Origin of the sequence: Lentibacter algarum, from assembly GCF_018860975.1 — a bacterium.
In the GTDB taxonomy this organism is placed as follows: Bacteria; Pseudomonadota; Alphaproteobacteria; order Rhodobacterales; family Rhodobacteraceae; genus Lentibacter; species Lentibacter algarum_A.
Map to the genome: position 1 here is coordinate 56,851 of NZ_JAHKQI010000008.1, position 25,179 is coordinate 82,029.

The 25,179-nt window shown below is 54.1% G+C and carries 26 protein-coding genes; 25 read left to right on the forward strand and 1 reads right to left on the reverse strand.

Going from position 1 to position 25,179, the window contains the following annotated elements; genetic code table 11:
* Position 1: 1 nt before the first annotated feature.
* The 25 genes from KO498_RS09620 to KO498_RS09740 all read left to right on the forward strand — a co-directional run bounded on the left by KO498_RS09620 (position 2) and on the right by KO498_RS09740 (position 23,523).
* A complete protein-coding gene (locus KO498_RS09620) occupies positions 2 to 787 on the forward strand; it encodes a crotonase/enoyl-CoA hydratase family protein (protein ID WP_215959694.1) in 786 nt (261 codons plus the stop codon).
* 108 nt (positions 788 to 895) lie between these two features.
* On the forward strand, positions 896 to 2,104 hold the full coding sequence (locus tag KO498_RS09625; RefSeq protein WP_215959695.1) for a Hint domain-containing protein: 1,209 nt from the start codon (positions 896 to 898) through the stop codon (positions 2,102 to 2,104).
* A gap of 172 nt (positions 2,105 to 2,276) precedes the next feature.
* Positions 2,277 to 2,642 (forward strand): NADH-quinone oxidoreductase subunit A, encoded by a 366-nt coding sequence (locus KO498_RS09630; protein ID WP_215959696.1) that lies wholly within the window; start codon positions 2,277 to 2,279, stop codon positions 2,640 to 2,642.
* On the forward strand, positions 2,639 to 3,181 hold the full coding sequence (locus KO498_RS09635) for a NuoB/complex I 20 kDa subunit family protein (protein WP_215960470.1): 543 nt from the start codon (positions 2,639 to 2,641) through the stop codon (positions 3,179 to 3,181). The genes KO498_RS09630 and KO498_RS09635 overlap by 4 nt, the downstream gene beginning before the upstream one ends.
* A 22-nt stretch (positions 3,182 to 3,203) precedes the next feature.
* A complete protein-coding gene (locus KO498_RS09640) occupies positions 3,204 to 3,812 on the forward strand; it encodes an NADH-quinone oxidoreductase subunit C (RefSeq protein ID WP_215959697.1) in 609 nt (202 codons plus the stop codon).
* Positions 3,812 to 5,029, forward strand: coding sequence for an NADH-quinone oxidoreductase subunit D (locus tag KO498_RS09645; protein ID WP_215959698.1), 1,218 nt, complete (start codon positions 3,812 to 3,814; stop codon positions 5,027 to 5,029). The genes KO498_RS09640 and KO498_RS09645 overlap by 1 nt, the downstream gene beginning before the upstream one ends.
* Entirely contained in the window at positions 5,029 to 6,171 is a 1,143-nt protein-coding gene (locus KO498_RS09650) for an NADH-quinone oxidoreductase subunit E (protein WP_215959699.1), read from the forward strand. The genes KO498_RS09645 and KO498_RS09650 overlap by 1 nt, the downstream gene beginning before the upstream one ends.
* Before the next feature lie 36 nt (positions 6,172 to 6,207).
* Positions 6,208 to 7,383, forward strand: a complete 1,176-nt coding sequence (locus KO498_RS18220; protein ID WP_252731375.1) for a hypothetical protein — start codon at positions 6,208 to 6,210, stop codon at positions 7,381 to 7,383.
* Positions 7,384 to 7,397: 14 nt separating this feature from the next.
* Complete coding sequence (locus KO498_RS09660) at positions 7,398 to 7,616, forward strand: DUF5337 domain-containing protein (RefSeq protein ID WP_215959700.1); 219 nt, start codon at positions 7,398 to 7,400, stop codon at positions 7,614 to 7,616.
* A 10-nt stretch (positions 7,617 to 7,626) separates the two neighbouring features.
* On the forward strand, positions 7,627 to 8,919 hold the full coding sequence (gene nuoF, locus KO498_RS09665; RefSeq protein WP_215959701.1) for an NADH-quinone oxidoreductase subunit NuoF: 1,293 nt from the start codon (positions 7,627 to 7,629) through the stop codon (positions 8,917 to 8,919).
* Between the two features lie 4 nt (positions 8,920 to 8,923).
* Entirely contained in the window at positions 8,924 to 9,292 is a 369-nt protein-coding gene (locus KO498_RS09670) for a hypothetical protein (RefSeq protein ID WP_215959702.1), read from the forward strand.
* A complete protein-coding gene (locus tag KO498_RS09675) occupies positions 9,286 to 9,861 on the forward strand; it encodes a DUF5333 domain-containing protein (protein ID WP_252731376.1) in 576 nt (191 codons plus the stop codon). The genes KO498_RS09670 and KO498_RS09675 overlap by 7 nt, the downstream gene beginning before the upstream one ends.
* A gap of 6 nt (positions 9,862 to 9,867) precedes the next feature.
* The gene (gene nuoG / locus KO498_RS09680) at positions 9,868 to 11,886 is read left to right on the forward strand and encodes an NADH-quinone oxidoreductase subunit NuoG (RefSeq protein WP_215959703.1); all 2,019 of its coding nucleotides are present in this window, start codon (positions 9,868 to 9,870) and stop codon (positions 11,884 to 11,886) included.
* A 68-nt stretch (positions 11,887 to 11,954) separates the two neighbouring features.
* The gene (locus KO498_RS09685) at positions 11,955 to 12,299 is read left to right on the forward strand and encodes a hypothetical protein (RefSeq protein WP_354667653.1); all 345 of its coding nucleotides are present in this window, start codon (positions 11,955 to 11,957) and stop codon (positions 12,297 to 12,299) included.
* Between the two features lie 7 nt (positions 12,300 to 12,306).
* Complete coding sequence (gene nuoH, locus KO498_RS09690) at positions 12,307 to 13,347, forward strand: NADH-quinone oxidoreductase subunit NuoH (protein WP_215959704.1); 1,041 nt, start codon at positions 12,307 to 12,309, stop codon at positions 13,345 to 13,347.
* 2 nt (positions 13,348 to 13,349) lie between these two features.
* Positions 13,350 to 13,844, forward strand: coding sequence for an NADH-quinone oxidoreductase subunit NuoI (gene nuoI / locus KO498_RS09695; protein WP_215959705.1), 495 nt, complete (start codon positions 13,350 to 13,352; stop codon positions 13,842 to 13,844).
* Complete coding sequence (locus KO498_RS09700; protein ID WP_215959706.1) at positions 13,841 to 14,245, forward strand: carboxymuconolactone decarboxylase family protein; 405 nt, start codon at positions 13,841 to 13,843, stop codon at positions 14,243 to 14,245. Before nuoI ends, KO498_RS09700 begins: the two co-directional genes overlap by 4 nt.
* Positions 14,242 to 14,850, forward strand: coding sequence for an NADH-quinone oxidoreductase subunit J (locus KO498_RS09705; RefSeq protein WP_215959707.1), 609 nt, complete (start codon positions 14,242 to 14,244; stop codon positions 14,848 to 14,850). The genes KO498_RS09700 and KO498_RS09705 overlap by 4 nt, the downstream gene beginning before the upstream one ends.
* Positions 14,851 to 14,889: 39 nt before the next feature.
* Entirely contained in the window at positions 14,890 to 15,195 is a 306-nt protein-coding gene (nuoK, locus tag KO498_RS09710) for an NADH-quinone oxidoreductase subunit NuoK (RefSeq protein ID WP_215959708.1), read from the forward strand.
* A 4-nt stretch (positions 15,196 to 15,199) separates the two neighbouring features.
* Positions 15,200 to 17,317, forward strand: coding sequence for an NADH-quinone oxidoreductase subunit L (nuoL, locus tag KO498_RS09715; RefSeq protein ID WP_252731377.1), 2,118 nt, complete (start codon positions 15,200 to 15,202; stop codon positions 17,315 to 17,317).
* Positions 17,317 to 18,861, forward strand: a complete 1,545-nt coding sequence (locus KO498_RS09720) for an NADH-quinone oxidoreductase subunit M (RefSeq protein ID WP_215959709.1) — start codon at positions 17,317 to 17,319, stop codon at positions 18,859 to 18,861. Before nuoL ends, KO498_RS09720 begins: the two co-directional genes overlap by 1 nt.
* 12 nt (positions 18,862 to 18,873) lie before the next feature.
* Positions 18,874 to 20,316, forward strand: a complete 1,443-nt coding sequence (gene nuoN / locus KO498_RS09725) for an NADH-quinone oxidoreductase subunit NuoN (RefSeq protein ID WP_215959710.1) — start codon at positions 18,874 to 18,876, stop codon at positions 20,314 to 20,316.
* A 10-nt stretch (positions 20,317 to 20,326) separates the two neighbouring features.
* Positions 20,327 to 21,076 carry a biotin--[acetyl-CoA-carboxylase] ligase gene (locus KO498_RS09730; protein WP_215959711.1) on the forward strand — a complete coding sequence of 250 codons (750 nt, stop codon included), beginning with the start codon at positions 20,327 to 20,329 and terminating at the stop codon, positions 21,074 to 21,076.
* Positions 21,077 to 21,079: 3 nt separating this feature from the next.
* Entirely contained in the window at positions 21,080 to 21,859 is a 780-nt protein-coding gene (locus KO498_RS09735; RefSeq protein ID WP_215959712.1) for a type III pantothenate kinase, read from the forward strand.
* Positions 21,856 to 23,523: a ribonuclease J gene (locus tag KO498_RS09740; RefSeq protein WP_215959713.1), complete on the forward strand. Its 1,668-nt coding sequence runs from the start codon at positions 21,856 to 21,858 to the stop codon at positions 23,521 to 23,523. The genes KO498_RS09735 and KO498_RS09740 overlap by 4 nt, the downstream gene beginning before the upstream one ends.
* 74 nt (positions 23,524 to 23,597) lie before the next feature.
* Here the strand turns inward: KO498_RS09740 and KO498_RS09745 are convergent, their stop codons facing one another.
* Positions 23,598 to 25,085 carry a DEAD/DEAH box helicase gene (locus KO498_RS09745; protein ID WP_215959714.1) on the reverse strand — a complete coding sequence of 496 codons (1,488 nt, stop codon included), beginning with the start codon at positions 25,083 to 25,085 and terminating at the stop codon, positions 23,598 to 23,600.
* Positions 25,086 to 25,179: the final 94 nt, after the last annotated feature.

Sequence of the window (25,179 nt, forward strand, 5' to 3'; positions counted from 1 at the left end):
GATGGCATATAGCACGATAGCAATAGAGAAAGACGCGCGGGGCGTAGCGACGCTCTGGCTTGATCGGGCGGAAAAACACAACGCTATGTCGGCCGAGATGATCCGCGAGTTGACGGATGCGGCTGAAGTATTGGGCAAGGATGAAGCCGTGCGAGTTGTTGTTCTTGCCGCGAAAGGTAAAAGCTTTTGCGCGGGCGGAGACTTGCGTTGGATGCAAGATCAGATGGCCGCTGATGCTGACACACGTCGCGCTGGTGCGCGCGAACTGGCAATGATGCTCAATGCTTTGAACTTGCTACCTAAGCCCTTAATCGCGCGCGTGCAGGGCAATGCTTTCGGTGGAGGGATTGGCATGATGTCGGTAGCTGACGTGGCGCTGGGCGTTCCGGAGGCGAAGTTCGGGCTTACCGAGGTGAAACTGGGCCTCATTCCGGCGACGATTAGCCCCTATGTGCTAGCACGGATGGGGGAGGACAGGGCGCGACGGGTGTTTATGTCTGCGCGTTTGTTTGGAGCCGAGGAAGCACGGGAACTTAACCTATTGGCGAAAGTTGTCAGCTTGGAGGGGCTTGACGCTGCCGTTGAAGCGGAAGTTGCTCCGTATTTGCTTGCTGCTCCACAGGCCATTGCACAGAGCAAGCAACTGGCACGGAGTCTGGGCCCTGCGATCACACCCGAGGTTATCGACGCAACGATCGAGCGGTTGGTGCAGGTTTGGGAAGGCGAGGAAAGCAAGGAAGGCATCGCGGCGTTCTTTGAAAAGCGCAAACCACGTTGGGCAAGTTAACCAAGCGCTAAGGCTGCCGTGCGATTCTAACACCTTGCCACAATTCTTCCTTATTTGGCGACTATTCTCAAATTGGAAACAATAGATCTGATTTGTAGAGGTGTGTTTATGCCTGACACTTTATTAGGGGGAATCGTTATCAACGAGATACTCGTTGATCCGAACGGGGTGAACAATTTTGACACCGACGGTAACGGCACGGCCTCAAACACCGACGAGTTTGTCGAGTTTTACAATACTTCGGGCAGCGCAATAGACATTTCGGGCCTGGAAATTTGGGATCAAGGTGTTGGCAACTGGTTTACCTTTCCACCGGGGACGGTTTTGCAACCTGGCGCACATGCGGTTGTTATTGTGGGCGTGCAAGCGGGGGGAAGCTTGCCGACTGGCGGCGCAAACGACCTGTTCTTTGACGCTGGTCGCGGGACTGCCGTTATCAACAACGGTGGCGACAACCTAACCTTGTATGACCCCGCAAGTGATACGTTCATTCAAGCGACATTCAACGGTGACTCGCTGGATGATCCGACAACATATACGGGTTTTTCATCAACCGCGGTTCGCAACGGATCAGGTGAGGATTTTGGTAACGATGTGGACGGCAGCTCTCTGGTGCGAAGTCCCGATGGCGGTAACACATTCACAACGGGAACGCCGACGCCCGGAACAAGTAATGTGTGTTTCGTAACGGGAACACGGCTGTTGACGGATGCGGGCGAAACGCCGGTTGAAAACATAAGTATCGGCGATATGGTCTGGACGCTGGATAGCGGCTTCCAACCTGTGCTCTGGGCATTTTGTGCAAGAAGGACCCGGCAGGAGATATCGGCGTCGCCCAATCTCGCGCCGGTGCGCATCGCTGCGGGCGCATTGGGTGCGGCGCGACCCCGCCGTGACTTGCTGGTTTCTCAGCAACACCGTGTTCTGGTAAAGGGGCCTGTCGCGCGGCGGCTGTTTGACTGCAATGAAGTTCTGGTGCCTGCTAAGCGCTTACTTGAGATTGAAGGTGTGAACCTTGATCCTATGGGTGAAGATATTGGATACCATCATATAATGCTGGATAGGCATCAGGTGTTGTTGTCAGAAGGTCTGGCGACTGAAAGCCTTTATCTAGGTGATCAGGCTGTAAAAGCGCTATCGCCGGAGGCTGTCGAAGAGCTTGAAGCAATCTTGCAACAACCGATCCAGAAAATTTGCAACAAGATGCGCGGTGAAGGGGCAGCAAGGCCTTTGGCCAAGGGTAAGCTCGCAAAGCAGCTTGTTGCACAGCACTGCGCTGACAGGCGTCCGATTGGCGCAGGACGACAAGCCGCATAGGTCGGGCGAGGCCGCTGAAGACGGCAAAAAAGACGGCGAAAAATCTTGGCTTCCAAATTGAGAATGTTTCTAACCTCCGGTTGACCCTGCGCGGGGGCGGGAGTAAACCCTTCCTCAATACAAATGCTGCCACAAAGATGCGTAAGAATCTGCGCATGAAAGGAGCCTCGACTTGGAAGAGATGCTTCGGGAATATCTCCCTATCCTCATTCTGCTCGCGATCGCGATCGGCCTTGGCCTTGTTCTCATCCTCGTTGCTGTCGTTTTGGCGGTTCGCAATCCGGACCCCGAGAAGGTTTCGGCCTATGAGTGCGGGTTTAACGCGTTTGATGATGCGCGAATGAAGTTTGATGTCAGGTTCTATCTGGTGTCGATCCTGTTCATCATTTTTGACCTTGAAATCGCAATGCTGTTCCCCTGGGCTGTGGCCTTCAAGGACGTTAGCATGGTCGGTTTCTGGTCGATGATGGTGTTCCTCGGAGTGCTGACAATAGGATTCGCTTACGAATGGAAAAAAGGGGCGCTGGAATGGTCATGACCTCAACAGGCGTGCAAACGGGGCTGAACACAGCTCAAGCCGACAAGGAAGTTGCCACCCAGGCTTTGAATGCTGAATTGCAAGACAAGGGCTTTTTGCTAACGTCTGCGGAAGATATCATCACATGGGCGCGCACCGGCTCGTTGCACTGGATGACATTTGGCCTCGCGTGTTGCGCTGTCGAGATGATGCACTCGTCGATGCCGCGTTACGACGCCGAGCGCTTTGGTATTGCGCCGCGCGCCAGCCCGCGCCAGTCAGATGTTATGATCGTGGCCGGCACGCTGACCAACAAGATGGCTCCGGCGATGCGCAAGGTTTATGACCAGATGCCCGAGCCACGTTATGTGATCTCGATGGGCTCCTGCGCAAACGGCGGGGGCTATTACCACTACAGCTACTCCGTTGTGCGTGGATGCGACCGGATTGTTCCGGTTGATATCTATGTGCCTGGCTGTCCTCCGACAGCCGAGGCGTTGCTTTACGGCATTATGCAACTGGCCCGCAAAATCCGCCGGACAGGAACGATCGCGCGTTAACCCGCGCTGGAAGGACACGACTATGAGCGAAGAGCTGCAAGAACTGGGAGCGCTGATCGAGGCCAAACGGCCCGATTGTGTGCTGGGTTGGAGCGTGAGTTTTGACGAGCTGACTGTTGAAGTCGCGCCCACAAGCATTGTTGGCTTGGTCGAGTTTCTCAAATCTGACAGTGCCTGCAAGTTCTCCAGTTTGGTTGATGTTACAGCCGTTGACTACCCCGAGCGCGCCAAGCGTTTTGACATGGTCTACCACTTTCTCAGCATGTTTCAGAACCAGCGTATACGCTTGAAAGCAGCCATCCGCGAAGATGAGATCGTTCAGTCGATCACCGATATCTTCCCTGCTGCCAATTGGTTTGAACGCGAGATATTTGACATGTTCGGTATCTTGTTTAGCGGGCACCCCGATTTGCGGCGCTTGCTGACAGACTACGGTTTTCGTGGTTATCCGTTGCGCAAGGACTTTCCGACAACGGGCTATGTTGAGCTGCGCTATGACGAAGCCCAAAAGCGCGTTGTCTATGAGCCAGTCAAACTGGTTCAGGAATACCGGCAGTTTGACTTCATGTCGCCTTGGGAGGGAGCCGAATACATCCTTCCGGGCGATGAAAAAAGTGAGGGGGCGAAATGATGGACGGCTCAAACTTTGACGACGCCCAGACCGGCGAGCAGAAGATCCGCAACTTCAATATCAACTTCGGCCCCCAGCACCCTGCGGCGCACGGGGTTTTGCGGCTGGTGCTTGAGCTTGACGGCGAGATCGTCGAGCGCTGCGATCCGCATATCGGCCTGTTACATCGTGGCACCGAGAAACTGATGGAAAGCCGGACTTACCTGCAAAACTTGCCGTACTTTGACCGGCTCGATTATGTCGGCACGATGAACCAAGAGCATGCTTGGTGCCTGGCAATCGAGAAGTTGACAGGGGTCGAAGTTCCACGCCGTGCGAGCCTTATTCGCGTGCTTTACTGCGAGATTGGCCGTATTCTCAACCACCTGATGAACGTCTGCACGCAGGCGCTTGACGTGGGGGCGCTGACGCCACCGCTCTGGGGCTTTGAAGAGCGCGAAAAATTGATGGTGTTTTACGAACGCGCTTCTGGTGGTCGTCTGCACTCGGCTTATTTCCGTCCCGGCGGTGTGCACCAAGACCTGCCGCCTGAGTTGATCGATGATATTGATCAATGGGCGGTCGAGTTCCCCAAAATTCTGGATGATCTGGGCACTTTGCTTACCGAAAGCCGAATTTTCAAGCAGCGCAATGTTGATATCGGGGTGATCACCGAGGAAGACGTGCTTGAATATGGCATGTCAGGGGTCATGGCGCGCTCTGTCGGCTTTGCTTGGGATCTGCGTCGCGCCCAGCCTTATGAATGCTACGACGAGTTCGAGTTCCAAATTCCGGTAGGTAAGAACGGCGATTGTTACGACCGCTACCTGATGCGCATGGAAGAAATGCGAATTTCCGCAGACCTCATGCGGCAGGCGATTGCCAAGCTGAAGATGCCCGAAAATCAAGGTGACATCCTTGCGCGGGGCAAGCTGACTCCGCCGAAACGTGCGGATATGAAGCAATCAATGGAAGCGCTGATCCACCACTTCAAGCTTTATACCGAGGGCTTCAAAGTGCCCGAGGGCGAGATCTATGTCGCCGTGGAAGCCCCAAAGGGTGAATTCGGCGTGTATCTGGTTTCCGACGGTTCCAACAAACCTTACCGCACCAAGATCCGCGCTCCCGGCTATTTGCATTTGCAGGCGATGGATCACATCACCACAGGACACCAACTGGCCGATGTGGCCGCTATCATCGGCACGATGGATGTCGTTTTTGGGGAGATCGACCGCTAATGTTGCGCCGTCTTTATCATGACCAGCCCGAGAGCTTTGCTTTTACACCTGCCAACCAGACGTGGGCAGAAGGCCAAATCAGTAAATACCCCGAGGGGCGTCAGGCCTCGGCGATTATTCCGCTGTTGTGGCGCGCTCAAGAGCAAGAGGGATGGCTTAGCCGTCCGGCTATTGAAGGCGTGTGCGACATGCTGGGAATGGCTCATATCCGTGGTTTGGAAGTTGCTACATTCTACTTCATGTTTCAGCTGCAACCTGTTGGTTCTGTGGCACATTTACAGATTTGTGGCACGTTGAGCTGCATGATTTGCGGCGCAGAAGATTTGATCGCTGTTTGCAAGGACAAGATCGCCGAGAAGCCGCATGTTCTGTCGACGGATGGTAAGTTCTCATGGGAAGAAGTGGAGTGCCTTGGAGCCTGTTCAAATGCTCCGATGGCGCAGATCGGCAAGGACTATTACGAAGATCTGACAGCTGCACGTCTTGGCGAGATCATTGATGAGCTGGCCAATGGCAAAGTGCCGGTGCCGGGGCCGCAGAACGGCCGTTACGCCGCTGAGCCACTCTCGGGCCTGACGAGTTTGACAGAGTATGATAGCGGCAAGACGCAATACAACGCCAGCGCACAGGCGGCAGTTGATCTTGGAGAGACAGTTAAGCGGATCGACGGAACCGAGGTTCCGATCCTGACGCCGTGGCTAGACCGCTCCGACAAGAACGCTGGCAAAAAGAAACCTGCAAAGGCGACGGCTAAGAAACCTGCGAAATCAGCAAAGCCGGTTGCTAAAAATCCGGATGCAAAGGCTCCGAAGACGGTCAAGGCACCGTCCAAGCCAGCCGTTGCCAAAGCAGCGCTGATTGAAAGCAAGGAAAAGAAACCGCGCACGCTGAGTGCTCCGCGCAAAGCGGGGGCAGATGACCTTAAGTTAATCAGCGGTGTCGGGCCGAAACTTGAAACAGTGCTGAACGAACTTGGTTTTTGGCATTTTGATCAGGTAGCCAAGTGGGGCACCGAAGAAATTACTTGGGTCGATAACCGGCTCAAGTTTAAAGGCCGTATCGAACGTGATGACTGGATGGCGCAGGCCAAGATTCTAGCGAGCGGCGGTGAAACCGAGTTTTCAAAGCGCAAAAAAACGTAACGATTGTCGGTTGGTAATGTTAACGGGGGACGAACAATGAAACAGAATTCGGGATTGGGCACTTGCGGCTGGATCATGTGGCTACTGGCTTTGGTTGCCGGTGTCTTTGGATATCTGGCTGCACATGGTGCAGTTGGATGGTTGCCAGCACTGCTGGTTGGTATCGCGGTTGCTGTCTTTGTGGGCTTGGTGTTGACCACCTTTGTTTGCAAAGGAGCAAAAGCGACAGGCGAGAGCGTTGCCGAAACGACAAGCAAGGCAGCTGCGGCAACTGGTGCGGCGGTCGTGGCAACCGCTGCCACAGCTGGAAGTGCAGCCAAAACCGGAGTCGAGAAAGCGAGCAGTGCTGCAGCGAGCACAGCAGCAACCGGCAAGCGCGCTGTTGAAAAAGCAGCAAGCGCACCTGCTTCATTGATGTCGGATGCTTCAAGTGACAAGCCTGTAGGAAAAGCCAAGCCAGCTGCGAAAGCCAAGCCAGCTGCGAAAGCCAAGACTGCGACCGCAACGAAAAAATCGGCGGCTAAAACCACTGGTAGCGCTGCAAAAACTGCGGCAAAGCCAGCAGCCAAAGCTAGCAAGGCTGCCTCTGGTAAAGCTGCTGCGAGCAAAACAACGGCCAAAAAGCCAGCTTCCAAGTCAACAACGAAGCCGGCGACAAAGACCGCTGCCAAGTCGACGAAACCAGCGGCAAAAACCGCAAGTAAAGCCGTTGCTAAGCCAGCAAGTAAGGCCGCGAGCAAGCCAGTAAGTAAAGCGGCAGCAAAGTCTCCGGCAAAAACTAACACGGCAAAAACTACCACGGCAAAAGCAACTGTGGCGAAGCCTGCTGCGAAAAAGGCGGCAACAAAGGCGACTGCCACAACTGCGAAAAAACCGACTGCGAAAACTGCAGCTAAGAAGCCAACCGCCAAGACAGCAACCAAGTCGTCGACGGCAGCGAAGAAGCCACGCACTATGAAAGCACCGCGCAAGTCAGGTGCGGATGATCTCAAATTGATCAGCGGCGTAGGCCCGAAGCTTGAGCAAACGCTCAACGGGCTTGGCTTTTGGCATTATGATCAGGTTGCCAAATGGACAAAAGCTGATGTGGCTTGGGTCGACGACAACTTGAAATTCAAAGGCCGGATCGAGCGCGATGACTGGATGAAGCAAGCAAAAACTCTTGCTGCCGGTGGCGAGACCGAGTTTTCAAAACGTAAGAAGAAAGCTTGAGTTAGAAGGAAAAAATGAGCGGCGAACAAGACAAAGAGCATAAGCACAAAGGGCAGGTGGCTTCACTTGTTATTGTGATAACGATGCTGATTTGGATCGCCGCTCAATGGGTTGGCCCTGCCGTTGGCTTGCCCGGGCGCTATGCGCTTTTGGTAGATTTTGCGGCCATCGGAGCGCTCATTTGGGCGCTTGTGGTGACACTTCAAGTATGGCGCGCGCGCCGCGACAGTTAAGGACGAGAGCATGCTCAAAGACCAGGACCGGATCTTTACCAACATCTACGGGATGCATGACCGCACCTTGAAGGGTGCGCAAATGCGTGGCCACTGGGACGGGACAGCTGGCATCCTTCAAAAGGGTCGCGAGTGGATCATAGAAGAGATGAAAGCCAGTGGTTTGCGTGGCCGTGGCGGTGCAGGCTTTCCGACAGGGCTCAAGTGGAGCTTTATGCCTAAAGAGAGCGATGGTCGGCCTTCATACTTGGTGGTCAATGCTGATGAGTCCGAGCCGGGCACATGCAAAGACCGTGAGATTATGCGCCATGATCCGCATACGCTGATTGAAGGCTGCCTGATTGCCAGCTTCGCGATGCAAGCGAAGGCGTGCTACATTTACATTCGCGGCGAGTATATCCGCGAGAAAGAAGCGCTTCAGGCGGCGATTGATGAAGCCTATGACGCGGGTTTGGTTGGCGTGAATGCAGCTGGCAGCGGCTATGACTTTGATATCTATCTGCACCACGGGGCGGGTGCATACATTTGCGGCGAAGAGACTGCGCTACTCGAAAGCCTTGAGGGCAAAAAGGGAATGCCGCGGATGAAGCCGCCATTCCCTGCGGGGGCGGGGCTTTATGGCTGCCCAACGACAGTAAACAATGTTGAGAGCATCGCGGTCGTGCCAACGATCCTTCGCCGTGGCGCGGGCTGGTTCTCCGGCTTTGGTCGCGCAAACAATGCAGGAACCAAGCTGTTTGCGATCTCGGGCCATGTGAACAACCCCTGTGTTGTTGAAGAAGAGATGAGCATCAGCTTTGAAGAGTTGATCGAAAAGCATTGCGGCGGCATTCGTGGTGGCTGGGATAATTTGCAAGCTGTCATTCCGGGCGGCTCGTCGGTTCCCTGCGTTCGCGGCGAAAACATGCGCGATGCGATCATGGATTTTGATTACCTGCGCAATGATCTGGGCTCCGGCCTTGGCACAGCGGCGGTAATTGTGATGGATCAGTCAGTTGATATCGTGAAAGCGATCTGGCGTTTGGCGAAGTTTTACAAGCACGAAAGCTGTGGGCAATGCACGCCTTGTCGAGAAGGCACCGGCTGGATGATGCGGGTGATGGAGCGGCTGGTTGAAGGCAATGCAGACCCTGAAGAGATCGACATGTTGTGGGACGTAACCAAACAGGTTGAAGGCCACACGATCTGCGCGCTCGGCGATGCGGCGGCATGGCCTATTCAAGGGTTGATCCGAAACTTCCGTGGTGAAATCGAAGATCGCATCAAGGCGCAGGCTTCGGGCACAGCGGTTGCGGCGGAGTAAGTTGATGTTGCTGTTCAACAAAAAGCCAGTTCAAACGGCGGTTATCTGTCTCTTGGCGCTTGGAGTCAGCGGGTGTGAGCAAGCCAAAGACAAGCTAACGCGCAATTCGTATTACTACGAGGGTGTGACGTTTAAGTCGAAGATCGTGAAGTCCAAGGAAAGCCGTGAAAACTTTCAGGTCATTATCCGCAATGCCACACTAGGGCTGACTGGTGCCCGCGAGGCGGCACGGTTGGCGGCCAACAGATATTGTATTGAGAACTACGGATCGACTGACATCACCTATGGGAGTCAGTCGCCGGATACAGAGAACGAAGATTTGGTGCTGAACGACGGGCAACTCGTTTTGGATGGGAAATGTGCTGGATGGTAAATGCCAAGACATACCTTGCAGAAAAGCAGCGAAAACTATCTGAAATCAGCGGTTTAGCGGCTTGTTATTGCATAACAACAGCGCCTGTACCCATCTCGCATGCAGAAGGGGGCAGTGTGTCTGCTAGCCCGCAACTGCATGAGAGGAAAAACAACATGCGTAAACCTATTGGTGTTTTAACGGGAGCCGCTTTGGCTTCGATGATGATGGTAACTGCAGCTTCGGCCAAGCCTGACTTGAGCACTGTCAAAGAGATAGATGATAAAATGCTTCAAGTTGGGCTTGCTTTGGAGATTTCAGAGCAATGCAACAGCATTTCTGCTCGCAAGGTAAAGGGCGTTTCCTTTTTGTGGAGCGTTAAAAGCCGCGCCAATGCGCTAGGCTATTCTGATGATGAAATCAACGCCTATCGCAAAAGCAAGGCCAATAAAGCCCGCATTCGCGCACGCGGTGAAGACTATGTAAAATCCAAAGGGCTCGATCCGAAGAGCGCTGCTGATTTGTGCACCCTTGGCAAGGCTGAGATCGCAAAAGGCAGTGTGATCGGGAGCCTGTTGAGAGCAAAGTGAGATGACATGAGCGATTTACGCAAGATCATTATTGATGAGCAGGAAGTCGAAGTTGAAGGCGCTATGACGCTTATTCAAGCTTGTGAGCAAGCCGGGGTTGAAGTGCCGCGCTTTTGCTATCACGAGCGGCTCAGCATTGCCGGCAATTGCCGGATGTGTCTTGTTGAGGTGGTCGGCGGCCCACCCAAGCCTGCCGCCTCCTGTGCGATGCAGGTGCGTGATTTGCGACCCGGCCCTGAGGGGCAGCCGCCCGTTGTGAAGACCAACTCACCAATGGTGAAGAAGGCGCGGGAAGGGGTGATGGAATTCCTTTTGATCAACCACCCGCTAGATTGCCCGATTTGTGACCAAGGTGGCGAATGTGATTTGCAAGATCAGGCGATGGCTTATGGCGTTGATTTCAGTCGTTTCCGCGAGCCAAAGCGTGCCACGGAAGACTTGAACCTCGGGCCGCTGATCGAAACACATATGACTCGCTGTATTTCTTGCACGCGTTGTGTGCGCTTTACTTCAGAAGTGGCTGGCCTCACGACGATGGGCCAAACTGGCCGAGGCGAAGATAGTGAGATCACTGCGTATTTGGGTGAGACACTTGACAGCAACTTGCAGGGTAACATCATTGATCTCTGCCCCGTTGGTGCTCTGGTGAGCAAGCCATACGCCTTTACGGCCCGCCCGTGGGAACTGAGCAAGACCGAGACGATTGATGTCATGGATGCCCTCGGCAGCAACATTCGCGTTGATACCAAAGGACGTGAAGTGATGCGCATCCTGCCGCGCAATCATGATGGTGTGAACGAAGAGTGGATTTCGGACAAAACGCGCTTTGTTTGGGATGGGTTGCGTCGCCAGCGTCTTGATACACCGTATATCCGTGAGAACGGCAAGCTGCGCAAAGCAGGTTGGGATGAAGCGTTGACGCTTGCTGCAAGTAAGATCAAATCGGCAAATAAAGTCGCTGGCCTTGTTGGTGACTTGGCTTCGGTTGAAGCTGCCTTTGCATTGAAGCAATTGATTGAAGAGCAAGGCGGTAGTGTCGAGTGTCGCACTGATGGGGCTAAACTGCCTGCCGGCAACCGCTCCGGCTATGTTGGCACCGCAACGATAGAAGACATTGATAGTGCCCAGATGATCCAACTCATTGGCACCAACCCGCGTGACGAAGCGCCTGTTTTGAACGCGCGTATTCGTGCGGCATGGACGCGTGGTGCAAACATCGGGCTGATCGGGGAGCCGGTTGATCTGACATATGAATATGCACATATGGGCAACGACCGGGCTGCGCTCGACAAGGTATTGGGCAACAAATTTAAGCAAGTGCTCGAAGTGCCGAGCATTGTTATTGTTGGGCAGGGCGCTATCCGTGAAGCTGATGGCGCAGCGGTTTTGGCGGCGGCGATGAAGCTTGCAGAAGCGACAAATTCAAAGTTGATGGTCTTGCACACGGCCGCAAGCCGCGTTGGTGCGATGGACATTGGCGCCGTAACCGAGGGCGGGCTTAAGGCCGCAGTTGAGGGTGCTGATGTTGTTTACAACCTTGCTTCAGATGAGGTTGAAGTCGGCGATGGTGCGTTTGTGGTCTATCAAGGAAGCCATGGCGACCGTGGCGCACACCGTGCCGATGTGATTTTACCGGCCGCAGCCTATACAGAAGAGCAGGGCCTGTTTGTAAACACCGAAGGACGCCCTCAACTGGCGCAACGCGCTGGTTTTGCTCCGGGTGAAGCCAAGGAAAACTGGGCGATCTTACGGGCGCTGTCTGCTGAGGTTGGTGCAAAGCAACCTTGGGACAGCCTTGCAGGTTTGCGCCAACAGCTGGTTGCCGAAGTTCCGCATCTGGCAAAGGTTGATGAAGTTCCCGAAAACGCATGGGTTGCAGAGAAGGTCGGCAAACTTGGAACGGCCAGCTTCGTGAATGCTGTAGGTGATTTCTACCTGACAAATCCAATTGCGCGGGCTTCTGCCTTGATGGGTGAATTGAGCGGCAATGCAAAGTCGCGTGCTCAGAAAGTTGCGGCCGAGTGAAGAGGCTCACGTTCATATCACTTTGCGCAACGGTGTTTGTAGCAGCCTGCGCCTCTGAGGGGGATGACGTGAGTCGCGCAGCTCCTGTCGAAGACGTGCCGCGCAGTTTTGAGTATGCTGGCATCGAAACCCGCCTGCTTGATGGCGATCTTGTTCAATTTCGGGTTGCCATGACAGGTGATGCCTTGCCCGAAGACGCTGATCGCTACGCGCAATGTGCTGCTGCACAGTATTCGTTGATCCGGGGATACGGTTTTGCGCGACATGTGCGCACAAATATTGAGAATATGGGTGGTCAGTTGGTCGGAGATGCGGTTTATACCATCTCGGCGGCACTGCCACGCGGCTTAAAGACGATTGACGCTGAAGTCATCGTTCAGAGTTGCTTGGAACATAAGATACCGATGGTGTGAGGGGCTGATGGCTGAATTCTTTACGAACACGTATTTGGGGATATTCCTGCTGATTGTCGGGCAATGTCTGCTGATCATAGTGCCGCTACTCGTTGCATTGGCGTTTCTGCTCTATTTTGACCGCAAGGTTTGGGCGGCGGTTCACTTGCGTCGCGGGCCTAACGTTGTTGGCGCATTCGGCCTTTTGCAGAGCTTTGCCGACTTTATCAAATACGCTGTGAAAGAGATCGTCGTGCCGGCGGGGGCTGACAAGTTCGTCTTTTTCCTTGCGCCGCTTGTGAGCTTCGTTCTGGCGATGGCAGCTTGGGCTGTCATACCGTTCAACGACGGTTGGGTTCTGGCGAACATAAATGTCGCGATACTCTATATTTTCGCCTTTTCCTCGCTTGAGGTTTACGGCGTGATCATGGGGGGGTGGGCGTCAAACTCAAAGTATCCTTTCCTTGGTTCTCTTCGCTCTGCCGCGCAGATGATCTCCTACGAAGTTTCACTCGGGTTGATCATCATCGGCCTGGTGATTTCGACCGGGTCGCTCAATCTGAGTGACATCGTCAATGCGCAGAAGGGCGACTACGGGCTGTTCAACTGGTATTGGATCCCGCATTTTCCGATGTTGTTTCTGTTCCTGATTTCAGCCATGGCCGAAACAAACCGCCCACCATTTGACTTGCCTGAAGCTGAGTCCGAGTTGGTCGCTGGTTATCAGGTTGAATATTCCTCAACGCCATTCCTCCTCTTCATGATAGGTGAGTATGTGGCCATCGTGTTGATGTGCGCTTTGACCTCATTGTTCTTCCTCGGGGGCTGGCTCTCGCCGATCCCGGGCTTGCCTGATGGCATCGCTTGGATGTTTGGCAAGATGTTCCTGATCTTCTTCATCTTCTCGATGGTTAAGGTTATTGTGCCGCGTTACCGCTACGATCAGCTGATGCGGATCGGATGGAAGGTGTTCCTACCGCTCAGCCTTTTCTGGGTGATTTTCGTGGCCTTTGCGGCGAAATTTGACTGGTTCTGGGGCACGTATGCTCGTTGGGCCATAGGGGGTTAATTATGGCGAATGTCGACTATAAACGTGCGGCGGGTTACTTCTTCCTCACCGACTTTTTCAAAGGTTTTGGCCTTGGTTTGAAGTATTTCTTTGCTCCAAAGGCAACACTGAACTACCCCCACGAGAAGGGGCCGCTTAGTCCGCGTTTTCGTGGTGAGCATGCCTTGCGCCGATACCCGAACGGGGAAGAGCGTTGTATTGCTTGCAAGCTTTGTGAAGCGATCTGCCCGGCACAAGCTATCACCATTGATGCAGAACCGCGCGACGACGGCAGCCGCCGCACGACGCGCTATGACATCGACATGACCAAGTGCATCTACTGCGGCTTCTGTCAGGAAGCCTGTCCGGTTGATGCGATTGTTGAGGGGCCGAACTTCGAGTTTGCTACGGAAACCCGTGAAGAGTTGTTTTACGACAAAGACAAATTGCTTGCGAACGGTGACCGCTGGGAAGCCGAGATTGCCCGCAACCTTGAGTTGGATGCACCCTACCGATGAGCCAAAAAACCGCCTTTGAACAGATGATGGCCCAAGCTCAGGAGATGGCAAAAAGCTTTGCCCCTGCGCTTGAGACATTCACGCCCAAGGGGTTTGAGGCAATGATGCCGACCATGCCAAAAGAGATGATGGAAGCAGTGTTTGGCAAGGGGCTTGGCAGTAACGGGCTTGATGCTAAGACCAAGCTTTTGCTGATGCTCGCGGGACAAACGATGCAGGGTGCCCAAGCCGAAGCCCAGTTGCGCCTGACGGTGCGACATTTGATCGAGGCGGGTGCCACGGAAGAAGAAATTGCCGAAAGCATCGGCTTGATGTCGATGTTTGCGGGTATTCCTGCCATGACGCGGGCGATGGATATCGCCAAAGGTGTGATGGCTGACACGAAGGATGATGAGACATGAGCGTAGCTTTACTGGCTTTCTACCTCTTTGCAGCAGGTGTTTTGACGGGCGGTTTGTTTACTGTCCTCAGCCGGAACCCTGTGCATTCGGTGCTGTTTTTGATCCTTGCCTTCTTTAGCGCTTCGGGTCTGTTCGTGTTGCTCGGAGCCGAGTTTATCGCAATGCTTTTGCTGATCGTTTATGTTGGCGCGGTGGCTGTTCTCTTCCTGTTTGTGGTGATGATGCTCGACGTTGATTTTGCAGAACTCAAAGGCAATATGGCGCAATTCCTGCCAGCTGGCTTGGCGATTGCGGTTGTTCTTTTATTGGTGCTTGGCCTTGCGTTTGGTGATTGGCACATGAGCGAAGGCGTAAGCGCTGCGCGCGCGGCCGTAACGCCTGAGGGAACTGACAACACTGCTGCTCTTGGCTTGCTGCTCTATGATCAATACTTCATGATTTTCCAACTAGCGGGCTTGATCCTGCTGGTGGCAATGATCGGTGCGATTGTTCTGACTTTGCGGCATCGTGATGGCATCAAACGCCAAGATGTGTTGCAGCAAATGTGGCGTGATCCGAAAGACGCGATGGAACTAAAAGACGTGAAACCGGGGCAGGGGCTTTAAGCCGCCGCCTTGTAAGAAAACAAAGAACCGAGGGACGACATGATCGGACTTGAACATTATCTGACAGTGGCCGCTGTGCTGTTTGTCATCGGCATATTCGGGCTCTTCCTGAACAGGAAGAACGTGATCATTCTTTTGATGTCGATCGAGCTGATTCTTCTGTCGGTGAATATTAACTTCGTGGCTTTCTCGTCATATCTTGATGACATGGCCGGACAGGTGTTTACGCTGTTTATCTTGACGGTTGCAGCGGCCGAGGCCGCCATCGGGCTCGCCATCCTTGTGGTGTTCTTCCGCAACCGTGGCACCATCGACGTTGAAGACGTCAACGTGATGAAAGGATGATTTGATGATTTACAAAACCATCCTTTTTGCCCCGCTTATTGCTTCGATCATTGCTGGCTTCGGCTGGCGCATCATTGGCGAGAAAACCGCACAATGGCTGACGACGGGCATCTTGTTTTTGGTCTGCGCTCTTAGCTGGACACTGTTCTTGGGCAACGCCACGGAAGAGCACGCGGTGCATGTGCTTGATTGGATCAAGTCCGGGGATCTTGACACCGCTTGGTCGATCCGTGTTGACCGTCTGACAACCATCATGCTGATTGTTGTTACATCAGTCTCGGCTTTGGTGCACCTCTACTCGCTGGGCTACATGGCACATGATGAAAACTGGGGTGAGGGCGAGTCATATAAGGCGCGGTTCTTTGCTTACCTCTCGTTCTTCACCTTCGCGATGTTGATGCTGGTAACCGCTGACAATCTTGTGCAGATGTTCTTCGGTTGGGAGGGTGTCGGCGTAGCCTCATATCTTTTGATCGGCTTCTACTACAAAAAGCCAAGCGCCAATGCGGCGGCTATTAAGGCCTTTGTCGTTAACCGTGTCGGTGACTTTGGCTTCGCACTTGGTATCTTCGCTCTGTTTATGATGACGGATAGCATCCAGCTGGATGATGTTTTTGCCGCGGCACCACAACTTGCTGAAACGCAGTTGCACTTTCTCTGGGCCGACTGGAACGCCGCCAATTTGATTGCGATTTTGCTGTTTATCGGTGCGATGGGCAAGTCGGCACAGCTCTTCCTGCACACGTGGTTGCCTGACGCTATGGAAGGGCCAACACCAGTATCAGCGCTCATTCACGCGGCGACGATGGTTACTGCTGGTGTCTTTCTCGTTTGTCGGATGTCGCCGCTGTTTGAGTTTGCACCGGAAGCCAAACAATTCATCGTCTTTATGGGCGCAACGACAGCCTTTATGGCTGCCACTGTTGGACTTGTGCAAAACGACATCAAGCGCGTGATCGCCTATTCAACCATGTCCCAGCTAGGCTATATGTTTGTGGCCGCGGGCGTTGGTGTTTACTCGGTTGCTATGTTCCACCTGCTTACTCACGCTTTCTTTAAGGCGATGTTGTTTCTCGGGGCTGGCTCGGTCATTCACGCGATGCACCACGAGCAAGACATGCGCAACTACGGCGCGTTGCGTAAAAAAATCCCCTATACATTCTGGGCGATGATGGTCGGCACGCTGGCAATCACCGGTGTTGGTATCCCGCTGACTGCCTATGGTTTTGCCGGGTTCCTCTCGAAAGATGCAGTAATTGAAAGCGCTTGGGCTGGCACGCAAGGCGGTTATGCCTTCTGGATGTTGGTTATCGCGGCGTTGTTCACAAGCTTCTACAGCTGGCGCCTGATGTTCCTGACGTTCTACGGCAAAGCGCGCGGCGATAAACACACCCACGAGCACGCACATGAAAGCCCAGCCGTCATGCTGATCCCGTTGGGCGTGCTCGGGCTTGGGGCGGTCTTCTCGGGCATGTTGTTCTATGGCAGCTTTTTTGGCGATCATAACCAGGTGAACAAGTTCTTTGGCATTGCGGCGCATCATGCCGAGGCTGATGCTTCGCACAGTGCGGAAGCCGGCCATGATGACCACGCAGATGAAGCGAGCAACGATGATGGTCATTCTGAGCAATCACATGATGAAGCCGTAACCGAGCATCACAGTGAGGCGCTGAAAGGGGCGATCTTTATGGGCGCCGACAATCACGTCATGGATGAAGCGCACCACGCGCCGAAATGGGTTAAGATTTCGCCGTTCATTGCCATGTTGATCGGGTTCTTGACAGCCTACTGGTTTTACATCGTCAACCCGAGACTGCCTGCGCGGCTCGCGGAAAGTCAGCGCCCGCTATATCTGTTCTTGCTCAACAAATGGTATTTTGACGAGATCTATGACGCGATCATCATTCGACCGGCGTTCGCGCTTGGCCGTTTCTTCTGGAAGAAGGGCGATGGCGATGTCATTGACGGCGCGCTTAACGGTGTTGCAATGGGTATCGTTCCTTTCTTCACCCGCCTCGCCGGACGGGCGCAGTCGGGTTACATCTTCACTTATGCGTTTGCCATGGTGATCGGGGTTGTTTGCCTCGTCACTTGGATGGCTGTTACAGGAGGCGCTCGGTAATGGACAATCTGCTTTCCATTGTCACGTTCATTCCCGCGGTCGCGGCCTTGATCCTTGCACTATTTTTGCGTGGCGATGATGAAGCCGCAAAGCGCAATGCCAAGTGGGTTGCTCTGTTGGCGACGTCGATCACCTTCTTGGTGTCACTGTTCATTCTGTCTGGTTTTGACGCGTCAGATACCGGTTTTCAGATGGTTGAAGAGCGCCCGTGGTTGATGGGCCTGACCTACAAGATGGGTGTTGACGGGATCAGCATTCTGTTTGTCATGCTGACAACTTTCATGATGCCACTTACTATTGCTGCCAGTTGGAGTGTCGATACGCGGGTAAAGGAATATATGATCGCCTTCCTGCTGCTTGAAACACTCATGCTTGGTGTGTTCATGGCGCTCGATCTGGTGCTGTTCTACCTGTTCTTTGAAGCTGGCCTTATCCCGATGTTCCTGATCATCGGTATATGGGGCGGTGCAAACCGGATCTATGCGAGCTTCAAATTTTTCCTCTACACTTTCTTAGGCTCGGTTCTGATGCTGGTGGCAATGGTTGCAATGTATGCCCAAGCTGACAGCACCGATATTCCGACATTGATGAACCATAGCTTTGATTTTACAACCTTCAGCATCCTAGGTGTTCAAGTGGTTGGCGGGCTGCAAACTCTGTTGTTCCTTGCTTTCTTCGCGAGTTTTGCCGTCAAAATGCCGATGTGGCCTGTGCACACTTGGCTTCCCGACGCGCACGTGCAAGCGCCGACAGCGGGCTCGGTTGTTCTGGCTGCGATCCTCTTGAAAATGGGGGGCTACGGCTTCCTGAGGTTTAGCTTGCCGATGTTTCCAGTAGGAGCAGATGTGCTGACACCTCTGGTTTTGTGGATGTCTGTGATCGCGATCGTTTACACCTCGCTTGTAGCGATGGTGCAAGAAGACATGAAGAAGCTGATTGCTTATTCATCAGTCGCCCACATGGGCTACGTGACGATGGGTATTTTTGCTGCCAACCAACAAGGTGTCGACGGTGCGATTTTCCAAATGATCAGCCACGGCTTTATTTCTGGCGCTCTCTTCCTGTGTGTCGGTGTCATTTATGACCGTATGCACACTCGCGAGATCGACGCTTATGGCGGGCTGGTGAACCGTATGCCGGCTTACGCGCTGATCTTCATGTTCTTCACAATGGCCAATGTCGGCCTGCCGGGAACTTCAGGCTTTGTTGGCGAATTCCTGACACTGATGGGTATCTTCAAGGTTAACACCTGGGTTGCTGTTGTGGCCACGTCAGGCGTTATCTTTTCGGCAGCCTATGCGCTCTGGCTCTATCGCCGCGTGGTCATGGGCGATCTGATCAAAGAGAGCCTCAAGACCATCGGTGACATGACCAGCCGAGAGAAGGCGATCTTTGCTCCTTTGGTCTTTATGACGATCTTGTTGGGGGTCTATCCGAGCCTTGTAACCGATATCATAGGGCCATCGGTTGAAGCCTTTGTCCATAATTACGAAACAGCCCTGCACGATGCAGGCAGTGCCGCCGCAACGGCGCAATCGCACTAACGGAGAGAAACTATGCAGGCCGATCTCAATACTATCCTGCCGGAAATCCTGATTGCGCTCTATGCGATGTTGGCTTTGGTTGCAGCTGTTTACACGGGCAAAGACAAGCTCGCAGCGCCGATCACCTATCTGACCGCGGCTGTTTTTCTTGGCATGTCCGCCTATATTGGTCTCAACGGAAGTGATGCTACCGCGGCCTTTGGTGGCATGTTTCAGGACGACGCATTTGCGCGTTTTGCCAAGGTGATGATCCTTGTGTCGGCAGCGGCTGTGCTGGTGATGGGGATGGGCTACCTCGAAAGCCGCAATATGATGAAGTTCGAGTATCCGATTCTGGTTGCTCTCAGCGTCGTCGGCATGATGTTCATGGTCTCAGCAGGCGACCTTATGGCGCTTTACATGGGGCTTGAGTTGCAATCTCTTGCGCTCTACGTGATCGCGGCGATGCGCCGAGACTCTGTGCGCTCGACTGAAGCTGGCTTGAAGTATTTTGTGCTTGGCGCATTGTCATCGGGGTTGCTGCTTTACGGAGCTTCGCTGGTTTACGGCTATGCCGGCACGACGCTTTTCTCGGGGATCATTGCCGCAGCAGGCGAAGGCCTTGCGCCTATCGGGCTGCTCTTTGGGCTGGTCTTTGTCATGGCTGGTCTTGCTTTCAAAGTCAGCGCAGTGCCGTTTCACATGTGGACACCTGATGTCTATGAAGGCTCGCCAACACCGGTTACGGCGTTCTTTGCGACGGCTCCAAAGGTTGCTGCAATGGCGCTGTTTGCACGCGTTCTGCATGATGCATTCGGCGGTGTTTCGGCTGATTGGAGCCAGGTGCTGGCGCTGCTTTCAATGCTGTCGATGTTTCTTGGTGCGATTGCGGCAATCGGGCAAACCAACATCAAACGCCTGATGGCTTATTCTTCGATCGCGCACATGGGCTATGCCCTAATTGGCGTTGCCGCGGGCACAGCGCTCGGCGTTGAGGCGATGCTGACTTATATGGCGATCTACGTGACCATGAACATTGGAACCTTTGCGTTTATCCTCAGCATGGAACGCGATGGCTTGCCGGTGACAGACATCAGCGCGCTCAACCTGTATTCAAAAGCAGAGCCGGGCAAAGCGCTTGCACTGTTGGTGCTGTTGTTCAGTCTTGCAGGAGTGCCGCCGATGCTGGGTTTCTTTGCCAAGTTGGGCGTTTGGCGTGCGGGCGTTGATGCGGGGCTATACTGGCTTGTGGTTGCCAGTGCTGTCGCCTCGGCGATCGGGGCTTTTTATTACCTGCGCATTGTTTACTACATGTATTTTGGCGAAGAAGATGCGGGCTCTACGCTCGACAAGTCTCGCTCTCCGGTTCTATGGATCATGCTTATGGGCTCCGCGGCTCTTATGCTGATCGGTGTCATCAGCCTCTTTGGAATTGACAGTGCAGCGGCTCAAGCCGCAGCAGCGCTTGTCAACTAAGGCCGGATTTGTGAACCACAGTTGGCCAAATGGTTACGGCCAACGCGTGCTGCAAAGCGTTGATAGCACCAATGCGGAGGCTGCGCGTATCGTGAACGAATGCGCTGGCCCGACTTGGGTGTTTTCTCATAAGCAAACAGCTGCGCGCGGTCGACGAGGGCGCAAATGGGTTGAGCCTGAGGGAAACTTTGCCGCAAGTCTTTTACTTCCCGGTCTGAATGATCCTGCCGCAATGAGTTTACGCTCCTTTGTTGCCTCGCTTGCTCTTTATGATGCGTTGCGAGCCGCGGTTGGGCCTGCTGCCCGTCTTACTCTAAAGTGGCCCAATGATGTCTTGCTCAGCGGAGGTAAGCTCGCTGGAATATTGCTTGAGAGTGTTCCCAATGCCTTGGTGATTGGCATTGGTGTAAACCTTGCGGCAGCCCCCAAGAGCGCTGATGTTGAGGAGGGCGCGTTTTCACCTGTGTCTCTCAAAACAGAAACCGGCTTTGACATATCACCAGAAGAGTTTTTGTTGCTTGTTGCACAGGCCTTTGCGCCTTGGGAAGCGCGGTTTCGACAATACGGTTTCGCACCAGTGCGTGAAGCCTGGCTGTCACGTGCAGCAAAACTTGGTGAAACAATAACTGCTCGCACCATGAATAACGAAACGACCGGTGTGTTTGAAACTATAGACGCGGCGGGGCATCTTGTTTTATCCACCGTTAAAGGGCGGCTGGCCATTCCTGCTGCTGATGTGTTCTTCAATGAGGGAGCTTAGTCGATGCTATTGGCAATAGACTGTGGAAACACCAACACGGTTTTCTCGATCTGGGATGGCGAAAACTGGCTGTGCTCGTTGCGTACATCGACGCATCACTCACGCACGGCTGACGCCTATTTCACGTGGTTTTCGACGTTGATCAAGCACTACAATATCGAGGCTGACATCACTGATGTGGTTGTGAGTTCAACGGTGCCTCGGGTCGTCTGGAACCTGCGGGTATTCGCAGATCGCTTCTTTGATTGCCGCCCGCTGGTGGTTGGCAAACCCGAATGCTTGCTGCCCGTCGCGCCACGGGTTGATCAGGGCACTGCTGTGGGCCCGGACCGGCTCGCCAACGCTGCCGGATGCTTTGACAGGCATGGCGGCAACGCGATGGTTGTCGACTTCGGAACCGCGACCAACATTGACGTTATTGCTGCAGACGGCGCCTATGTCGGTGGCGTTATCGCGCCCGGTGTCAACCTGAGCCTTGAGGCACTTCACCAAGGGGCCGCAGCGCTTCCGCATGTTGACATCAGTCAGCCTGAGAAAGTTATAGGAACAAACACTGTCGCCTGCATCCAATCGGGCATCTTTTGGGGCTACGTCGGCCTGATTAAGGGGCTTATCTCACGGGTGCGTGACGAGTTCGGCGAGCCGATGAAGGTGATCGGCACCGGAGGCCTTGCGCCGCTTTTCGCGCAGGGTGAAGCGCTGTTTGACGCTATTGAAGATGATTTGACGATGCATGGATTGATTGTAATTCACCAATATAACAAAGAGCAGGGCACAATATGAGCACCGAAAGGATTGTCTACCTTCCCCTTGGCGGGGCGGGCGAGATCGGGATGAACGCCTACGTCTATGGCTATGGTCCGGCTGACAACGAGCGGTTTATTCTTGTCGACATCGGCGTCACTTTTCCGGATATGGACTCCTCGCCAGGGGTCGATCTGATCTTTCCGGATATGAGCTGGCTGATCGAGCGGCGTGATCGTCTGGATGCGATATTCATAACCCATGCACATGAAGATCATGTTGGTGCAGTTGGGCACTTCTTTGGAGAGTTGAACGTACCGGTTTATGCACGGGCGTTCACGGCAAACATTGCGCGTCGCAAGATGGCAGAACATGGGCATAGTGTAGACGAGGTCAAGACAGTGTCCGCATATCCTGAACGGATCGAGGCCGGCCCATTCTCTGTGAGCTTTGTTCCGGTTTCGCATTCAATTCCGGAAAGTTCCGGACTGCTGATCGAAACAGCGGGCGGAAAGATATTTCACACCGGTGATTTCAAGATCGACCATGAGCCAATGGTCGGCGAGCCGTTCGATGAGGCGCTTTGGGCGGAAATTGGTAAAGCCGGGATCAAAGCGATGATCTGCGATTCAACCAACATTTTTAGTAAGTCGGCTGGTCGTTCCGAGAGCGAACTGGGCGGCAATATCGAAGCACTGGTGAAGAGTGCCGAAAAGATGGTTGTTGCGACAACATTTGCGTCAAACGTTGCACGTGTAAAAACACTTGCTGAAGCGGGTGAACGTGCCGGGCGCTCTATCTGTCTGATGGGGCGTGCGATGCGGCGAATGGTTGAAGCTTCAATCGAAACTGGTGTTTTGACGTCGTTTCCCAAGGTCGTTTCGATCGAAGACGCGCGTAGTATCCCACGCGAGAGCTTGATGCTTCTTGTAACGGGCAGCCAAGGCGAGCGCCGTGCTGCGAGTGCGCAGCTGGCGCGAGGCAAGTTCAACGGCATATCGCTAAAGGAAGGCGATATGTTCTTGTTCTCCTCTAAAACCATTCCCGGAAACGAACGCGGGGTGATCTCGATCATCAATCAACTCTCTGAAAAAGGCGTTGATGTTGTGGATGACAACGACGGGCTCTATCATGTTTCCGGGCATGCCAACGGCCCCGATATTGCGAAGGCGCAAGACATCATTCAACCAACGATGGTCATTCCGATGCATGGGGAGCACCGGCATCTGCGTGAGCACGCTAAGCTGACTGAGAGCAAGGGCCGGCAGAGTATCATCGCAGTAAACGGGATGATGATTGATCTGTCTGGAAACGCCCCGAAGGTTGCAGAATATGTCGAGACCGGTCGACGGTATCTCGACGGCTCGACGCAAATCGGTGCGCTTGATGGAATTGTGCGCGACCGCATTCGTATGGCGCTGAACGGGCATGTGATCGTCACGATCATTCTGGATGAAGACGGCGAACCATTGGGCGACCCTTGGTGTGAGCTTTCCGGACTGCCAGAAGTGGGCCGCAGTAAAGCGCCGCTGGTTGATGTTCTTGAAGAGGATCTTTCGCAGTTTCTGGGCCGTGCCGACAAAAAGACCTTGGCGGATGATGACAAGATCGAAACCGAAATGCGCAAAGCGGTGCGCCGCGCCTCGCTTGACGAGATCGGGAAGAAACCGGAAGTCAGTGTGATCATATCCCGGATGGCCTGACTGACCCGCAAAAAGAAAAAGGGCAGGGCACTCGTCTGTGCACCTGCCCTTAGATTTCTCGGGAATGGCTGGCCCTAGCTAACCATGCGCTCTTCAAAGCTTTTGGCGATGAAAGTGGGCATGTCGTCGCCCATACCAGCGGGTTGCTTAGCTGACTTTCCGCGCTCGTTTGAGCCACGCTCACCGCGTGAGCGGCCTGACCCGCGGGATGTTTTGTTGTCATCCTTTGCTTGTGGTTCAGGCTTCGCATCTTGCGGCTCTTCAACCGGTTGTTCGGCTTTCACAACGGGTGTTTCGGCCTCTGTTTTGGGTGGCTGAGCCTCGGCTTTTGGCTTGCGGCGACGCTTTGGCTTTTCTTCGCTAACAGGCTGTTCAGCTGGCGTTTGCGGAGCGGCTTCTGGTGCTGCACTCGCGTCGGCATTGCCGCCGGCACGCGGAATCTCGTGTTTCACGAGACGCTCGATATCGCTCATGTTGCGCTCGTCGCGGGTTGAGCAAATCATGATCGCAGTGCCGGATTTTCCGGCCCGTCCGGTGCGGCCAATGCGGTGCACATAGTCTTCCGCGTGACTTGGAACATCGTAATTGAACACGTGGCTTACGTTGGGAATGTCGAGGCCACGCGCAGCTACGTCGGAAGCTACGAGAAAGCGCAGGCTTCCGTCACGAAACCCGTCAAGTGTGCGCATGCGCTGTGATTGCTCGAGGTCGCCGTGAATAGCAGCGGCATCAAGTCCGTATTTCTTCATCGACTTGGCGACAACATCAACGTCAATCTTGCGATTGCAGAAGATGATTGCGTTTTTGCACTTGTCGCCTTCATCCTCGATAAGTTTGCGCAAAAGTTGACGCTTTTCACTTGCTTCGCGGTCTTTGCGAGATCCTTTGAACATCACCACTGATTGGGTGATGGTCTCGGATGTGGTCGCCTGACGTGCAACTTCGACACGCTCGGGAGCCGAGAGGAAGGTGTTGGTGATCCGTTCGATCTCGGGGGCCATAGTCGCCGAGAAGAACAGGGTTTGGCGGGTGAAAGGCGTGAGACTGAAGATACGTTCGATGTCGGGAATGAACCCCATATCGAGCATCCTGTCGGCCTCGTCGACCACCATAATCTGAACGCCAGTGAGCAGGAGTTTGCCACGCTCGAAGTGATCAAGCAGGCGGCCAGGCGTGGCGATAAGCACGTCCGCGCCGCGGTTGATAACGGCCTCTTGTTCTTTGAAGCTAACACCGCCGATAAGCAGCGCTTTAGTGAGTTTTACATGCTGGGCATAGGTATCGAAGTTTTCGGCAACCTGCGCTGCAAGCTCGCGTGTCGGGCAAAGCACCAGCGAGCGCGGCATGCGCGCGCGGGCGCGGCCGCGGGCCAGCATCGATATCATTGGCAGGGTAAAAGAGGCTGTCTTGCCGGTGCCTGTTTGAGCGATGCCCAAAACGTCGCGCCCTTCAAGTGCAGGGGGAATCGCTCCGGCCTGAATGGGAGTAGGGCTTTCGTAGCCTGCATCGGCCACAGCTTTGAGAACCTTGGGGTGAAGATTCAGATCTGAAAATTTTGTCATGTGTATCCGTGTTTTACGGACAGCTCATGCCCGTAGCGTCTGGTCTGGGTTCGGCCCGTCTGGCCCGGCTTATAGCCCGTGCAACCCGTGGCAG

What these genes read in the sequence shown, in the direction of transcription:
- KO498_RS09735 (WP_215959712.1), top strand. Translation starts at nt 21,080, where the DNA reads ATGCTATTGGCAATAGACTGTGGAAACACCAACACGGTTTTCTCGATC.
- nuoN (WP_215959710.1), top strand. Translation starts at nt 18,874, where the DNA reads ATGCAGGCCGATCTCAATACTATCCTGCCGGAAATCCTGATTGCGCTC.
- KO498_RS09670 (WP_215959702.1), top strand. Translation starts at nt 8,924, where the DNA reads ATGTTGCTGTTCAACAAAAAGCCAGTTCAAACGGCGGTTATCTGTCTC.
- KO498_RS09645 (WP_215959698.1), top strand. Translation starts at nt 3,812, where the DNA reads ATGGACGGCTCAAACTTTGACGACGCCCAGACCGGCGAGCAGAAGATC.
- nuoI (WP_215959705.1), top strand. Translation starts at nt 13,350, where the DNA reads ATGGCGAATGTCGACTATAAACGTGCGGCGGGTTACTTCTTCCTCACC.
- nuoF (WP_215959701.1), top strand. Translation starts at nt 7,627, where the DNA reads ATGCTCAAAGACCAGGACCGGATCTTTACCAACATCTACGGGATGCAT.
- nuoL (WP_252731377.1), top strand. Translation starts at nt 15,200, where the DNA reads ATGATTTACAAAACCATCCTTTTTGCCCCGCTTATTGCTTCGATCATT.
- KO498_RS09620 (WP_215959694.1), top strand. Translation starts at nt 2, where the DNA reads ATGGCATATAGCACGATAGCAATAGAGAAAGACGCGCGGGGCGTAGCG.
- KO498_RS09675 (WP_252731376.1), top strand. Translation starts at nt 9,286, where the DNA reads ATGGTAAATGCCAAGACATACCTTGCAGAAAAGCAGCGAAAACTATCT.
- nuoG (WP_215959703.1), top strand. Translation starts at nt 9,868, where the DNA reads ATGAGCGATTTACGCAAGATCATTATTGATGAGCAGGAAGTCGAAGTT.
- KO498_RS09740 (WP_215959713.1), top strand. Translation starts at nt 21,856, where the DNA reads ATGAGCACCGAAAGGATTGTCTACCTTCCCCTTGGCGGGGCGGGCGAG.
- nuoK (WP_215959708.1), top strand. Translation starts at nt 14,890, where the DNA reads ATGATCGGACTTGAACATTATCTGACAGTGGCCGCTGTGCTGTTTGTC.
- KO498_RS09720 (WP_215959709.1), top strand. Translation starts at nt 17,317, where the DNA reads ATGGACAATCTGCTTTCCATTGTCACGTTCATTCCCGCGGTCGCGGCC.
- KO498_RS09625 (WP_215959695.1), top strand. Translation starts at nt 896, where the DNA reads ATGCCTGACACTTTATTAGGGGGAATCGTTATCAACGAGATACTCGTT.
- KO498_RS09635 (WP_215960470.1), top strand. Translation starts at nt 2,639, where the DNA reads ATGACCTCAACAGGCGTGCAAACGGGGCTGAACACAGCTCAAGCCGAC.
- nuoH (WP_215959704.1), top strand. Translation starts at nt 12,307, where the DNA reads ATGGCTGAATTCTTTACGAACACGTATTTGGGGATATTCCTGCTGATT.
- KO498_RS09650 (WP_215959699.1), top strand. Translation starts at nt 5,029, where the DNA reads ATGTTGCGCCGTCTTTATCATGACCAGCCCGAGAGCTTTGCTTTTACA.
- KO498_RS09640 (WP_215959697.1), top strand. Translation starts at nt 3,204, where the DNA reads ATGAGCGAAGAGCTGCAAGAACTGGGAGCGCTGATCGAGGCCAAACGG.
- KO498_RS09660 (WP_215959700.1), top strand. Translation starts at nt 7,398, where the DNA reads ATGAGCGGCGAACAAGACAAAGAGCATAAGCACAAAGGGCAGGTGGCT.
- KO498_RS09705 (WP_215959707.1), top strand. Translation starts at nt 14,242, where the DNA reads ATGAGCGTAGCTTTACTGGCTTTCTACCTCTTTGCAGCAGGTGTTTTG.
- KO498_RS18220 (WP_252731375.1), top strand. Translation starts at nt 6,208, where the DNA reads ATGAAACAGAATTCGGGATTGGGCACTTGCGGCTGGATCATGTGGCTA.
- KO498_RS09745 (WP_215959714.1), bottom strand. Translation starts at nt 25,085, where the DNA reads ATGACAAAATTTTCAGATCTGAATCTTCACCCCAAGGTTCTCAAAGCT.
- KO498_RS09700 (WP_215959706.1), top strand. Translation starts at nt 13,841, where the DNA reads ATGAGCCAAAAAACCGCCTTTGAACAGATGATGGCCCAAGCTCAGGAG.